We start from the raw sequence: 14,369 nt of genomic DNA on the forward strand, positions 1-14,369 counted from the left end.
GCACGAGAGGCCCGCCGGCCCGGCGGCCCCCCGGTCTGCGCTCTCGGGAGGACCTGCCATGACCGTCAGTCTGGAGCAGTTGCGCCGCTGCCACTTCGCCGTCGACCTCGGTGCGGCGCGGACCCGGGTGTACATGCGGGGGGCCGGGCTCGTCGTGGACCAGCCGTCCGTCGCCGCCGTGAACACCCGGACCGGAGCACTGATCGCGGTCGGCGAGTTCGCCGAGCGGATGACCGGCCGCACCCCCCACTACATCCGGGTGATGCGCCCGGTCTCCGGCGGCACGGTCATCGACATCGAGATGGCCCAGCGCATGCTGCGGCACCTGCTCGGCGACAAGGTCCGCCGGCAGCTGCGCCGCAAGCCGTTCCTGCGGGCCGCCGCCTGCACCCCGCACGACGCCGGCCCGCTCGCCCAGCGCGCCACGATCGAGACGCTGGTCGGTCTCGGTGCGCGCCGGGTGGAGCTGGTGGACACCCTCATCGCCGCCGCCGTCGGCTGCGGACTGCCGGTGGACCGTCCGGAAGCCACCATGATCATGGTGTGCGGGGCGGCCGCCACCCAGGTCGCGGTGCTCTCCCTCGGCTCCATCGTGGCCGCCGAGCGGATCCCGGTGGGCGGCGAGGCCGTGGACCGTGCGATCGTTCAACTCCTGCGGCACGAACATGAGTTGATGCTGCCGAGCCAGTCCGTACGACCGCTGCAGCTCGCCCTCTCCGGCAACGGCCTCTCCCCGCACGGCCCGGCGTCCACGGAGATCCACGGGCGGGACGTCGCCACCGGTCTGGCGCGTTCCGTCCGGGTCGACACCGCCGCCGTACGGGGCGCGATCGAGACCCCGCTGACGGCCGTGATCGACGGCATCGGGCGGGTGCTGCGGGAGTGCCCGCCGGACCTGGTCGCCGACCTCGCCGACCGGGGGATCATGATGGTGGGCGGCTCCGCCCTGCTGCCGGGCTTCGACCACATGCTCCGCCAGGCCACCGGCATGCCGGTGCACATCGCCGAGCGGCCCGACATCTGCGCCGCGCAGGGCCTGGGCGCCATGCTGGAGGGCAGGATCGCGCCCCTCACCCTGACCCCGCTGGCCACCTGAGCCCGCGCCCCGGCCCGCCTCTCCGTGACCACTCGGGTCACTCCTCCCGCACACGTGACGCGCTCGAAACCTTGACGATCACCTGGCCGGGTGCCACGATTCCGGCGCCGCCATGTTTACGCAAACATCAGCCAGGGACGGGCTTCGATGTTTACGCAAACATCGTCGTCCTCGAAAGGGCAAGTCGATGCGCCAGACCCCCGCCAGAGCCTCCTCCGCCTTCTCCGCCTCCTCCGCCTCCCGGCCCTCCCCCTCCCCCCGCCTGCGTGCCGCCCTCGTCGCCGTCGCCCTCGCCGCGGTCGGCGGCAGCACCCTCGCGGCCACGCCCGCCTCCGCCTCCGCGCCCGCCTCCACCGCCGCCGCGCCGGCCGGCGACACGACCCGGTTCAAGGGCGTCAACTGGGCGGACCCGCGCGACAACTTCGCCGACGACTACCTGCGGCTGTCCGGTCTGTCGACCTCGGACACCTACCGGCAGACGTACGCGAAGGCGAGCCGGATCATCTCCGCGTTCCGCGCGAACCTCGGCGCCAACACGGTCCGGCTGCCGATCAACCCGTACACGGTCGACGGGGCGTACTGGAAGTCGTACCGCGGGGTCATCGACGCGGCGTCCGACCAGGGCTTCAAGGTCATCGTGTCCTACTGGGAGGGCACGGGTGACCGCAAGGACGGCTACATCGACGACGAGGCCGCCTACTGGCCGATGTGGAACACCGTCGTCAAGGCGTACAAGAACGACAGGCGTGTCTACTTCGAGCCGATGAACGAGCCCCACGGCTACACCGACACCGAGTGGGCCGACATCGCCGCGAAGTGGCTGGACACCTACCCCTCGGTCCCCCGCGACCGGGTCTTCGTCAGCGGCGCCGGCTACAACGACCACGTCACCTCGGTCTGCGCCGACCCGCGTCTGAAGGGCACCTACCTCTCCCTGCACCACTACGGCTTCTGGAAGTCGTACGCCACGTACGACGAGTGGGTGGCCGACCTGAAGGTGCGCATCGGCGACTGCGCCGGCCGCACGGTCGCGGACGAGTTCGGCGCGCCCATGACGGACGGTCTGAACTACGACGTGAAGACCCCGGACAACAACTACATCAACTACGTCCAGGCCGTCACCGACACCTTCCGCGAGCTGAGGATGGGCTCGGTGTACTGGCCGGGTCTGCGCACCGACGACACCTACTCCCTGCAGAAGCTCGTCGGCGACCCGGACCGCCCCTGGCTGGTCACCACCAACCAGTCCGGCGCCGACCGCCTGGCCTGGGGCTGGGGCCGCGGCAGGCCGGTCAAGGGCTGAGGCCCTTCCCCACCGGACCGTCACCGCACCGGGCCCGCCGACCGCAGCGTCGGCGGGCCCGCACCCGCGCGCCCAGCCGCAGGTCAGCCACCCCGTCCCCAACTGACGCTGCCCGTATACGCCGTTGATCCTTCCGTCCCCCGCCGCATAGGTTCCGGAGCATGACGAACCACGTACGGATCGGTGTGATGCACGACCGCGACTGGGCCCCGGAAGGGCTGCCCGGGTTCGCGCGGCAGGTCGAGGCCCTCGGGGCGGACGACCTGTGGGTGGTGGAGGACCTCGGGTGGAACGGCGGGCTGTCGGCGGCCGCCGTGGCGCTGGGGGCGACACAGCGGCTCCGGGTGGGCATCGGCATCGCCCCCGCCCCGCTGCGCAGCCCGGCCCTGCTGGCGATGGAGATCGCCACCCTGGCACGGGTGTTCCCCGGGCGGCTGGTGGCCGGCGTCGGGCACGGCGTGCGGGAGTGGATGGCGCAGGTGGGGGTGGCGCCGCGCTCCCCGCTGTCCCTGCTGGAGGAGACGATCACCTCGGTGCGCGCGCTGCTGCGCGGGGAGCGCGTGGAGCTGGAGGGGCGGGAAGTGCGGCTGGACGGCGTCCGGTTGGTGCATCCGCCGGCGGACGTCCCGCCGGTCGTCGCGGGGGTCGTACGGCCGCGCTCGCTGGAGCTGTCCGGGCGGGTCGCCGACGGCACACTGATCGCCGAGGGCCACGGCCCGGCCGACATGGAGAACATCCGCGCGCTGACCGCCAAGGGCGGCGCCGGGCCCGAGCACTCCCTGACGGTCTTCTCCTTCGCCTGCGTGGGCGACGACCCCGCCGAGGTGTCCCGCACCCTCCACCCGCACACCGAGGGCCACGGTGCCTGGCTCGGCCGTCCGCAGGAGGAGGTGTTCACCGTCTCCGGCACTCCCGAGCAGGCCGCCGCCCGCGTCGGCGAGCTCACGGCCGCCGGCGCGGACACCGTCGTGCTGCGCTTCGTGGGGGACGAGCCGCTGCGGCAACTGGAGGCGGTCCTGGCAGCGGCCGGGAGGCGCCCGCGCCGCTGAGCGGGCCGAAGCCCCGCACCCGGGCGGGCGGCGCCCCACGCCCGCCCTCCGGGCGGCCCGCCGCCGGCGCGCATCGGAGGCCGCGATCCGCGGAAGCGGGCCGGAAGTGAATCGGAAGCGTATCGGCAGGCGCAGGGTCTGGTAGCGGAAGCGCGGGATCTGGTCGCATCTCGTCATGGCGGAACCGGATGTCTGTGACTCTGGTCGTACCGGCGAAACAGCGAGGATCCGGCGCTCTGCCGGGAGTTGTGAGGGGCCCCATGGACCATGCGCACCACCCCGTCGACGCGACGGGCACCAGACCCGGCGGCACGTACGAGGCACCGAGCCTCTTACCGGCCGCCGGCCAGGAACGGACGTACGCGCTGCTCATCGCCGGCCTCCCCCTGCTGCTGATTCTGCTGGTCGGTGTCCTGCCGTCGCTGACCTCCGGGGACCCGGAGTCGTCCGGGGCCGCCGGTGGCCAGGACCGCGGCTGGTACGCGCAGCCCACCTCCCCGTACGAAGCCGACGAAGCCGACGGGTCCGAGGCCGACCCGCTCCCCTCGGAGGACCCGGAGACGGGCGGCGCCGACGGTCCGGATCTGTGGGCGGCGACACCCACCGACGGCGAGGGCACGGCCGACCCGGCCACCAGTCCCACCGGGGTCGAGGAACCGACCGGCTCCGCGACGACGGCCGATCCCGAATCGACGGTCGAGAAGTTCTACGACGCCGTCAACGCGCGCGACTTCGAGACGGCCTGGGACCTCGGGGGGAAGAACCTCGGCGACGGCGATTACGCGACCTTCGTGTCGGGCTACGACCGGACCCGGCGGAGCGACGTCGTCGTCGAGTCCGTCGACGGCGACACCGTCTCGGTGAGCCTGAGCGCCGAACTGACCGACGGCACCCAGCAGTCGTTCGAAGGCGAGTACACCGTGGTCGACGGGGTCATCACCGGCGGCTCGATGAGCCCCACCGGATGATCACCGGCCCACCGAGAACGGAGCAGCGAAGCCATGGCGACTGACACCCTTTCCGTACCCGCGGGCCGTGCGGCCGGGGCCGCGACGAGCAATGCCACCCGGCTGCTGTGCGCGGGCACGTATCTCGATCCGCTCTACCGGGCCACCGTCATCCGCGAGTTACTGACCCACCGGTTCCGGGTGGTGGCGCCGTCGTACGGTTACGACGCGGTTCCCGTGCTGGCGCACGCGCTGGCGGCCCGCCGGCTGCACCGGGCCCGGCTGGCCGTGCTCGGCGCGGGCCTGGTCCTCACCTTCGTCCTCATGGGTGCCGGTGTCCTGAACGGGTGGGGCGGGTTCCTGGCGGTGGCGTGGCTGCTGTGGGTCACCGCGTATCTGCGGCGGATCGTCACCCTCCAGACCCTGCTGACCCGGCTGCGGCGCGGCACCGGCGCACCCGGCGACACGGGCGGGTTCACCGGCGCCCACCCCCGCCACCCCGAACTGACGCCCGACCTGGTCGCCAAGATCGACCGGGAGCAGGCCTCGGACGGCACGCTGGTCCGCTACAGCGGCTACAAGCCGTTCGTCGGCGCGGGCGAGCCGGTGAAGCGGTGGTCGACCGCCGAGCTGCTGATCGGCGCGCCGCTCAGCCCGTTCGAGAACCAGCAGCGGACCGCGGGGGCGCCGGCGGCCGGGCAGGAACCGCAGCGCAAGGAGGTCGTCCCCTTCACCGTCGAGGAGATCACCTCCCATGTCGCCGGACGGATGGCCGCCACCCTGCGCGACGAGGCACGGCAGGCGGAGCGGATCGAGGGTCTCGCCGTCGAGCGGTCCACGTTCACCACGAGCGTCACGACCCGCCCCGGCCTGTGGGAGCCGACCCCCGAGGAGCGCGAGGGCCGCTGGGAGGACGTCTACGACTCGGGACGCGGGTATCTGTGCGTGCGGGTCGGCTCGTGGAACCAGGAGCTGGTCACCACCGCGTTCGTGGGCTTCGACCTCAAGGGGAACACCCTGCACACCGAGTTCTACTCGTACGTGCTGGCTCCGATCAAGAGCGACTTCCACCTGGTGGACCGGCTGCCCGCCGCCCTGGACGGCAGGCTGCTGCTCCGGGTCGCGTGGGACACCCTGCGCGCCGCGCCCGGGGCCATGCTGGGCCCGGCGCTCCGGCGGGCGCGTGCCCTGCTGCCGTGGCAGCCGGGCGCGAACCGGATCCGGGTGCTGCTGCCGCTCGACACCAGCGAGTTCCGGCTCGGCCGCTACGCGGACACCGTGCTGGACCGAGGGGCGCTCACCAGCATCCGGGAGCTTGCCACCAGCGACGACTTCCACGTCTTCTTCCAGGAGACGGACACGATCAAGTACACGCAGATCGTGGAGCGCCAGCTGCTGCACGTCGTCCGTGGCTTCCTGCACGAGCACAACGTGGACCTCGCGGAGCACGAGGCCCGCCAGACGAACATCCTCAGCAACAACTTCGGCAGCAACAACACCTTCGGCAGCCACAGCAACTTCGGACCCGGCAACCAGGACAACCGGAGCACGGGGCCGCAGAACAGCAACCAGGGGGCATGACTTCGATGGCCGACACCTCCGGCGGTGCTGGTTCCCACACCAGCAACAACTTCGGCAGCGGCAACAACTTCGGCAGCCACAGCAACTTCGGCTCCGGGGACCAGGACAACCGGAACTCCGGGACGCAGTACTTCTCCCCGGGCGCCCCGGCCCCGGGCGCGGACCACCGGGCCCCGGCCCCCGACCCCCGGGTCCAGGACGGGCCCTCCCCGGACGTCAGCCGGAACGTCTTCGTCGTCCACGGCCGGGACGAGGAGGTCCGGATGAAGATGTTCGACCTGCTGCGGCTGCTCGATCTGCATCCCCTGGAGTGGGAGGACCTGGTCAGGGCGACCGGGAAGACGGCGCCGTTCCTCGGCGAGGTCGTCGCGGCGGCCCCCGCGCAGGCCCAGGCGGCCCTGGTGCTGCTCACCCCGGACGACGTGGTCCAGCTGCACCCGGATCTGCGGGGCGCGAACGAGCCGGCGTACGAGACGGAACCGACCGGCCAGCCCCGGCCGAACGTCCTGATCGAGCTGGGCATGGTGCTGATGGCCTACCCGGAGCGGACGCTGATGGTGGAGGTCGGCGCGCTGCGCACGATCTCCGACATCGCGGGGATGAACGTCATCCGGTTCGACGGCTCGGAGACCGCCGTGGGCAAGATCGTCGAGCGGCTGAAGCTGGCCGGCTGCAAGGTGAACGACACCGGCTCCGACTGGCGCCACACCTGGCCGTTCCGTCATCTGGCGGCGTACGGCCGTACCGGGCGGTAGGCGCCGCCGTCCGCACAGAGCCGCGGTACGGGCCTCGCCCGGGGGAGGGGCCCGTACCGCTCGTCGGGGGAAGGGGGGTGTCCGGCGTCAGATCTGGCGCCGGGCACCCGCCGCCAGACCCGCCAGGAAGGCCGCGGTCTCCGGGAGGTCGATCCGGCCCAGCTCACCGGGGCGGATCACCACGCGCAGCTCCCGGCAGAGCGGCCGCTCCCACGCGTGGACGACGAACGACAGCAGGATCAGCCGCAGCAGGCTGTCCTCGTCGAGGTCGTGCAGCCGGGCGAGTCCCGCGCCGGTCAACGGCATGGTGACGCGCTCCAGTTGACCGTGCCGGCGGATCGCGTCCCACAGCCGGTCGAGACCGAGCCACAGGTCCTGCACACCGCAGGAGGCCACGCAGTCGTTGCCCATCCGGCTGTAGGCCACGGCGAACACGAGCCGGGGCCGGGCGCCGAGGACGGCGACCGTGCCGATCGGGTACCGGTCGCGTTTGCCCCGCGGTTTGTCCTGCGCGCTCTCCCGCGTCACCGGGGCCACCCCGTCCAGCGCCGCGGCCAGCTCCGCGTCCAGCACCGCCGCGTCTCCCCCGTACCGGCGGGCCAGCAACTGCCCCTGCACACTGCCGTCGTTGATGACGGTCCCGTCGTCCACGAGGGTGTCGAAGGTGTCGGTGAACCCCACGACCAGATGCCCGGGCTGGTCGAAGAGGTCGCCCTCCTCCACCACCACGGTCATGCCTGGGCGACCGAACTCCTGCCGAACTCCGCCCTGCGGCCGCGCCCGGGCCAGTCCCCACGCCAGGCACAGGCCCAGCGAGCCGGCCGTCACCAGCCCGGGATGACGGAACGCCGCCGGGAACAACTGACTGAAGAACTGCACGACGGCCGACACCACACCGAAGGCGACGAGCACGCTGCCCGCGAACACCCTCCGCACGCGCGCGTGCCGGAGCCAGGAGTGCGGACGGTCCGATCGCATGGTTGCCTCCAGGGCCTCTTGGTACGCTGACTTCACTGCTGACGGGCAGTCACGCGGCGGAGGGGGCGAAGCGCGTGGAGACCCGCACACCGTGCGTACGCGTGAGCGTCCTGGGTCCCGTACGGCTGGACGTGAACGGCACTCCGGCCCGGCTCACCCCGCTGACCGCGCGTCTGCTGGTCCGCCTGGCCGCCGCCGAGGGCGAGGCCGTGGCGGCCCGGCGGCTGTACCGGGACGTCTGGCAGCAGACCGCCGAACTCCCGCGCCAGGACCTGCGGGGCCGCAACGAGGTGCAGAAGCGGATCCTGGAGCTGCGCCGCGCCTTCGACCTCGCCGGACCCGGACTCGGCGCCCGGATCATCCGCACCGCACAACTGCCGACCGCGCGCGGGGTGGAGACCACCTACCAACTCGTGCTGTCCGCAGAGGAGTTGGACAGCACGGAGTTCACCCGCCTGGTGGGCGACGCGCTGCGCGCGGCACCCGCCTCGGCCGTCCGGCTGCTGGCGGACGCACTGCGCCTGTGGCGGGGCCGCGCGCTGGCCGACGCGCACGGCGAGGAGTTCGCCGCCGGACCGGTCCGCCGGCTCACCCAGCTCCGGGAGACCGCGCAACGTGAACTCATCGCCGGCTACGGCGCGTTGGGTCGGCACGACCTCGCTCTGCCGGTCGCCGAGCAGACGGCACGGGAGCGGCCGGACGATCCCGAGGCCGCCGCCGTCCTCGCCCGGCTGCACACCCGGCTGCGCGAACGGCACGGCGACGAACTGCTGCGTCACACCCTGCGCGGGCTGCGGGTGGACGTCGTCGTCGTGCGCGGCGACCTGTTCGACCAGGAGGACGCCAACCTGGTCGTGGGGTTCTCCGACACCTTCGACACCTCCACCGACCAGGACGTGGTGATCAGCCGGGAGAGCGTGCAGGGCCAGTTGGTCGACCGTCTCTTCGAGGGCCGGCACCGGCTGCTGGACGACAAGGTGCGCCGCGGGCTCAAGGAGTTCACCCCGCTGGCCACCGAGAGCGTCCGGGCGAAGCGGCGCGGCCGACGGACCCGCTATCCGATCGGTACGACGGTGGCGGTCCCCGTCGGCAAACGACGGGTCTTCGCCCTCGCCTACTCCCGGCTGGGCAACGACCTGCGCGCCCGCTCCGCACCGGCCGACCTGCGCCTGGGCCTGGAGCGGCTGTGGCCGTCGGTCGCCCGGCACGGTCTGTTCAAACCGGTGGCGATCCCGCTGATCGGCGCCGGCCTGGCACGGATCGTCGAACTCGACCGCACCCAGTTGCTGCTGCTGATCGTCGAGACCTTCACGGAGAGCCTGCGCGCCGACCCCGCCGTCTCCCCCGAGCTGCGCGTCGTCATCCGGGCGGACGAGCTGGAGCGCACCGACCTGTCCGCGGTGGAGACGTTCCTGCGGGAGGTGGACGACCGGCCGGCGACCCCGCCGACGCACCTGACCTGACCTGCTCACTCCCCCAGCTAAGATCCACCCCCGCTTCTCCCGACAGCCACCACCCGCTTCCGAAGCGCTTCCGGCCCGCGGGCGCCGTACGCGACCCACTCCCCGGCGCCTCCGCACACGGCGGGCGTGCCAGGCGCCGGGCCGCACCCAAGACCGTAGAACTGTGAAAATATTACAGAGCGGACATCAAAGGAGGAATCTCGTGAACAGCCCTGCCGGCAAGCTCGGCTACGAGGACATCCGGCTCGACCGCACCGGCCAGGCCGAGGCCTTCGACGTCATCGGAAACCGCTACGACGAGGCCTTCCCCCACAAGGAGGGCCAGATCGCGTCCGCCGAGTGGCTCATCGCGTCCCTGCCGCCCGGGGCCCGGGTGCTGGACCTGGGGTGCGGCACCGGAATCCCGACCGCGCGGCGGCTGGCGGAGGCGGGCTGCGAGGTCGTCGGGGTCGACCTGTCGGCGGGGATGGTCGCGCTCGCCCGCGAGCACGTGCCCACCGGGGTGTTCCACCAGGCGGACATCGCGGACCTGCGGCCCGGAGGTCCCCGGGACCTCGGCCGGTTCGACGCGGTCGCGGCCTTCTTCTCCCTGCTCATGCTGCCGCGCGCCGAGATCCCCCTCGCCCTGCGGACCGTCCACCACGTGCTGGTCCCGGAGGGACTGTTCGTCCTGTCGATGGTCGAGGCCGACGTGGACGACTTCTCGATCCCGTTCATCGGCAGCACCATCCGCGTCTCCGGCTATCTGCGGGACGAACTGCGCGAGGTCGTGGAGGCGGCGGACTTCGAGATCGTCGACGAGTCCTCGTACACGTACGCCCCGGCGAGCGCGGACGTCCAGCCCGAGGTGCAGATCTTCCTGCGCTGCAGACGGCGCACCTGACGACTCCCGCCCGGCCCGCCGCCCGCGCGGGCCGGACGGCCGGGAGGACCCGCGTGACCAAGCACCTCCGAACCGGCGAAGGCACGCCACCGCAGTCCGGCGAACGCGCCGGGGCGGCGCCCGCACGGCCGCGCCCGGACGCCGCCGGGCCGCAGACCGACAGGCTCCGCTACCTCGACGCGGCGACCCGGCGGATCGCCGGCGGCATGAACCTCGACGAGACGGTGCACGGACTGTGCCGCGCGGCCGTCCCGGCGTTCGCCGACCGGGCGTTCGTCCATCTGTACACGCCGCTGCCCGTCGGCGACGAACACGGCGCGGCCCCCGGCGTCCTGCGGCTGCACGCCACGGACCGCACACCCCCGCACGGCGCGGCCCTGGCCGGGCCGGCCCCGCCGGCCGGTGACACCGTCGAGCCGGCGGCGGTCGTCCGCCCGTCGGCCACCGGCCCGCTCGCCAGGCTGCTGCGGGACGGACGGCCCGCGTTCGGGAACACCCCCGGCCTCGCCTCCGCCGTGGCCGAACTGCTGGGGACCGCCGCCGTTCCCCGGGCGGTCCCGCCGGGACGACGGCTGATCATCGCCCCGCTGCACGGGCGCACCCATGTCATGGGCAGCGTCGTCCTCGTCCGCCGCCCCGGCCGGCCCGCCTTCACCGGGGACGACCTCCTCGTCGCCTCCCAGCTCGCCACCCACACCGCCCTCGGGATCGACAAGGCGGTCCTGTACGCGCGCGAGGCGTCGTTCGCTGACGCGCTGCAGCGCACCATGCTCCCGCCGTCGCTGCCCGAGCCGCCGGGAGTCCGGCTGGCCAGCCGCTATCTGCCGTCCTCGCGCACCGCGCAGGTCGGCGGCGACTGGTACGACGCGATCCCGCTGCCCGGCAACCGCGTCGCCCTGGTCATCGGCGACGTGATGGGCCACTCGATGACCTCGGCCGCGATCATGGGCCAGCTGCGCACCATCGTGCAGACCCTGGCCGGGCTCGACCTGCCCCCGGACGAGGTGCTGCACCACCTCGACGAACAGGCCGAGCGCCTGGGCAGCGAACACACGGCGACCTGCCTCTACGCCCTGTACGACCCCGTGCTGCACCGGCTGCTGCTGTCCAACGCCGGCCATCCGCCGCCGGTGCTCCTGCACCCCGACGGCACCGGCGAGGTCCTGCGGGTCCCGCCCGGAGCGCCGATCGGCGTCGGCGGCGGCGGATTCGAGTCCGTCGAGATGCACGCGCCGGCCGGGGCGACCCTGCTGCTCTACACCGACGGTCTGGTCGAGTCCCGCGACTCGGACGTCCTGACCGGTGTGGAACGGCTCCGCGCCCGGCTGCACACGACCGCCTCGCGGTCCACTCCCCCGGCGTTGGAAGAGCTGTGCGACGACGCGCTCGGCGCCCTCGGCGCGGGAGACCGGGACGACGACGTCGCGCTGCTCGCCGCCCGCTTCGAGGGCCTCCTCCCGGAGACCGTCGCCTACTGGTACATGGCTCCTCGTCCGCAGACCGCGGGACAGGCCCGCCGGCTGATCCGCAGGACGCTGCACCTGTGGGACCTCGACCCCCTGGTGGAGTCCACCGAGCTCCTGGTCGGCGAGGTGGTGGCGAACGCCGTGCGGTTCGCCTCCCGGCCCATCACCCTGCGGCTGCTGCGCACCGACGTGCTGCGCTGCGAGGTGGGCGACGACTCGCCGGTGGTGCCGAGGATGCGGCACGCCCGCCTGACCGACGAGGGCGGCCGGGGTCTGTTCCTGGTCGACCACCTGTCCCGGCGCTGGGGGGCGACCAGGGTGAGCACGGGCAAGGTCGTCTGGTTCGAGCAGTCCCTGCCCGGCGGCCGGGACCCCGGCTGAGCGGGTCCCCGGCCCTCGCCCGTGCGGGGCGTCAGCCGCGGGCCCGGGAGTCGTGACCGGCGATCCGGCCCTCCCCGTCGCCGTCGGTGAAGCGGTGGCGGCCTAAGGTGTCGCGGCCGAGGCAGGTGTCGGGCCCGGCCCCGTCGTCAGAGGGCTGTCGCGGCACCGGACCCGGCGGATGGCTCGACCCGGATCACGACGGACTTGGTCGTCGGGGTGTTGCTGATCTCGGCCGTGGCGTCCAGGGCGACCAGCACGTTCGTCTCCGGGTAGTAGGAGGCGGCGCAGCCGCGCGGGGCCGGGTAGCGGACGGCGCGGAAGCCGGGGGCGCGGCGTTCACCGTCGGGGTTGACGCTGACCAGGTCGACCAGGTCTCCGTCGTGGAGGTGGAGGTCGCGCAGGTCGTCCCCGTTGAGGAGGACGACCCGGCGTCCGCCCTTGATGCCGCGGTAGCGGTCGTCGAGCCCGTAGACGGTGGTGTTGAACTGGTCGTGCGACCGTACCGTCGTCAGCAGCAGGTGTCCGGGCGGTACCTCGCACGCGGTCGGCGGGTTGACGGTGAAGACCGCCCTGCCGGTCGGTGTGGGAAAGGTGCGGGAGTCGCGCGGAGCCCGGGGCAGCATGAAGCCGCCGGGCTGCCGGACGCGCTGCTCGTAGGCGTGGAATCCGGGGATGACGTGCTCGATGTGGCGGCGGATCACGGCGTAGTCGTCGCGCATGCCGCGCCAGCCGAGGTCTTCTCCGAAGAGCGCGTGTCCGAGGTCGGCGACGATCGCCACCTCGCTGCGCAGGTGCGGTGATCCGGGCAGGAGCCGCCCGTGCGAGGCGTGCACCATCGCCATCGTGTCCTCGACCGTGACGAACTGCTCGCCCGTGGCCTGCCGGTCGCGCTCGGTGCGGCCGAGGCAGGGCAGGAGGAGCGCCTCGGTGCCGTGGCACAGATGCGACCGGTTCAGTTTGGTCGCGATGTGGACGGTGAGGCCGCAGTTGGCCAGTGCCGCCTCGGTGACCTCCGTGTCGGGCGTGGCGGCGGCGAAGTTGCCGCCGAGGCCGATGAACACGTCGACCCGGCCGTCGCGCATGGCCCTGATCGAGTCGACGGTGTCCAGGCCGTGGACCCGGGGCGGATCGAATCCGAACTCGTCACGGAGCTTGTCCAGGAACGTGTCCGGCATCTTCTCCCAGATGCCCACGGTGCGGTCGCCCTGGACGTTGCTGTGCCCGCGGATCGGGGCGGGTCCGGCGCCGGGACGGCCGACGTTGCCGCGCAGCAGCAGGAAGTCGACGATCTCGCGGATGGTGGCCACGGCGTTGCGGTGCTGGGTGAGTCCCATCGCCCAGCAGACGACGACGCTGTCGGCGGCGAGCACGTCGGCGGCGCAGTCCTCGATCAGACGGCGGGAGAGGCCGGTCAACGTCTCGAGGTGCGACCAGTCCAGGGCGCGCCAGGCCGCTGCCGCCGCCTCGAAGCCCTCGCAGTAGCGGTCGATGAACTCGTGGTCGAGGGCAGAGCCCGGCTCGGCGTCCTCCCGGTCGACCAGGGCCCGGTTCAGACCGGCGAACAGGGCAAGATCGCCGTTGACGCGCACCGGCAGCCAGCGGTCGGCGATCTTCGTCCCGGGGCCGGCCAGGCCGCGCGCGGTCTGCGGGTTGTGATAGCGCCCGAAGCCGGCCTCGGGGAGCGGGTTGACGGCGATGATCCGGGCACCGCGCCGCTTGGCGTCCTCCAGCGCGGTGAGCATACGGGGGTGGCAGGTGCCGGGGTTCTGGCCCACGATCATGATCAGGTCCGCGTGATCGGTGATGTCGGCGTAGGTGATGAGGCCCTTGCCGACGCCGATGGTCGCGCTCAGGGCGTCGCCGCTCGACTCGTGGCACATGTTCGAGCAGTCCGGCAGGTTGTTCGTGCCGAATCTGCGCGCCAGCAGCTGGTAGAGGAAGGCGGCCTCGTTGCTCGTGCGGCCGCTGGTGTAGAAGACGGCACGGTCCGGGTCGTCGAGGGCGCGCAGGCGGTCGGCGGTGAGCGCGATCGCGTCCTCCCACGAGACGGGCGTGTAGTGGGTCGCGCCGGGGGCGAGGTGCATCGGCCGGGCAAGCCGGCCCTGCGCCTCCAGCCAGTGGCCGTCGCGCTGCCGCAGGTCGGCCAGGGAGTGCTCGGCGAAGAACGCCGTGCCGACGCGTTTGCGCGTGGCCTCCCAGGCGACGGCCTTCGCGCCGTTCTCGCAGAACTCCGCGGTCTTGCGGTGCTCGGGGTCGGGGTCGCCCCAGGCGCAGCTCGGGCAGTCGAAGCCGTCGACGTGGTTCACCTTCAGGAGTGTCTGCAGGCTCCGCTTCGGCCCCATCTCGGCCAGGGAGTACCGCGTGGACTCGGCGATGGCGTGCAGGCCGACGCTGGACTTCCTGGGACCCGGCGTCGTCGGACCGACGGGCTTCCCGGCCATGACCGCCTCCTCGCCCCCTGTCGGCC

General features: G+C 72.8%; 11 protein-coding genes. 9 read left to right on the top strand and 2 right to left on the bottom strand.

The genetic code is table 11. From position 1 onward, the window contains the following. Positions 1 to 58 precede the first annotated feature (58 nt). The 6 genes from ACFY30_RS14335 to ACFY30_RS14360 all read left to right on the top strand — a co-directional run bounded on the left by ACFY30_RS14335 (position 59) and on the right by ACFY30_RS14360 (position 6,731). On the top strand, positions 59 to 1,096 hold the full coding sequence (locus ACFY30_RS14335; protein WP_390845496.1) for a rod shape-determining protein: 1,038 nt from the start codon (positions 59 to 61) through the stop codon (positions 1,094 to 1,096). Between the two features lie 187 nt (positions 1,097 to 1,283). Continuing rightward, a complete protein-coding gene (locus ACFY30_RS14340) occupies positions 1,284 to 2,399 on the top strand; it encodes a glycoside hydrolase family 5 protein (protein ID WP_390845497.1) in 1,116 nt (371 codons plus the stop codon). A gap of 161 nt (positions 2,400 to 2,560) precedes the next feature. After that, the gene (locus ACFY30_RS14345; RefSeq protein ID WP_390845498.1) at positions 2,561 to 3,448 is read left to right on the top strand and encodes an LLM class flavin-dependent oxidoreductase; all 888 of its coding nucleotides are present in this window, start codon (positions 2,561 to 2,563) and stop codon (positions 3,446 to 3,448) included. Positions 3,449 to 3,708: 260 nt separating this feature from the next. Further along, entirely contained in the window at positions 3,709 to 4,416 is a 708-nt protein-coding gene (locus ACFY30_RS14350) for a hypothetical protein (protein WP_390845499.1), read from the top strand. Between the two features lie 33 nt (positions 4,417 to 4,449). Beyond that, positions 4,450 to 5,976, top strand: a complete 1,527-nt coding sequence (locus tag ACFY30_RS14355; protein WP_390845500.1) for a hypothetical protein — start codon at positions 4,450 to 4,452, stop codon at positions 5,974 to 5,976. Beyond that, a complete protein-coding gene (locus ACFY30_RS14360) occupies positions 5,973 to 6,731 on the top strand; it encodes a TIR domain-containing protein (RefSeq protein WP_390845501.1) in 759 nt (252 codons plus the stop codon). The genes ACFY30_RS14355 and ACFY30_RS14360 overlap by 4 nt, the downstream gene beginning before the upstream one ends. An 87-nt stretch (positions 6,732 to 6,818) precedes the next feature. Here the strand turns inward: ACFY30_RS14360 and ACFY30_RS14365 are convergent, their stop codons facing one another. Next, positions 6,819 to 7,709 (bottom strand): macro domain-containing protein, encoded by an 891-nt coding sequence (locus ACFY30_RS14365; protein WP_390845503.1) that lies wholly within the window; start codon positions 7,707 to 7,709, stop codon positions 6,819 to 6,821. Positions 7,710 to 7,810: 101 nt separating this feature from the next. Here ACFY30_RS14365 and ACFY30_RS14370 point away from each other — a divergent pair, with 101 nt between their 5' ends. The 3 genes from ACFY30_RS14370 (at position 7,811) to ACFY30_RS14380 (ending at position 11,902) form a co-directional block, all read left to right on the top strand. After that, positions 7,811 to 9,172 carry a macro domain-containing protein gene (locus ACFY30_RS14370; protein ID WP_390845504.1) on the top strand — a complete coding sequence of 454 codons (1,362 nt, stop codon included), beginning with the start codon at positions 7,811 to 7,813 and terminating at the stop codon, positions 9,170 to 9,172. Between the two features lie 202 nt (positions 9,173 to 9,374). Continuing rightward, complete coding sequence (locus tag ACFY30_RS14375; protein ID WP_390845506.1) at positions 9,375 to 10,055, top strand: class I SAM-dependent DNA methyltransferase; 681 nt, start codon at positions 9,375 to 9,377, stop codon at positions 10,053 to 10,055. Between the two features lie 206 nt (positions 10,056 to 10,261). Continuing rightward, positions 10,262 to 11,902, top strand: coding sequence for a SpoIIE family protein phosphatase (locus tag ACFY30_RS14380; RefSeq protein ID WP_390845744.1), 1,641 nt, complete (start codon positions 10,262 to 10,264; stop codon positions 11,900 to 11,902). 146 nt (positions 11,903 to 12,048) lie between these two features. On the opposite strand, the gene ACFY30_RS14385 is transcribed toward ACFY30_RS14380, so the two are convergent. Next, entirely contained in the window at positions 12,049 to 14,343 is a 2,295-nt protein-coding gene (locus ACFY30_RS14385; protein WP_390845507.1) for an FdhF/YdeP family oxidoreductase, read from the bottom strand. Between the last annotated feature and the right edge of the window lie 26 nt (positions 14,344 to 14,369).

Source organism: Streptomyces sp. NPDC000345 (genome assembly GCF_042898825.1).
Classification (GTDB): domain Bacteria; phylum Actinomycetota; class Actinomycetes; order Streptomycetales; family Streptomycetaceae; genus Streptomyces.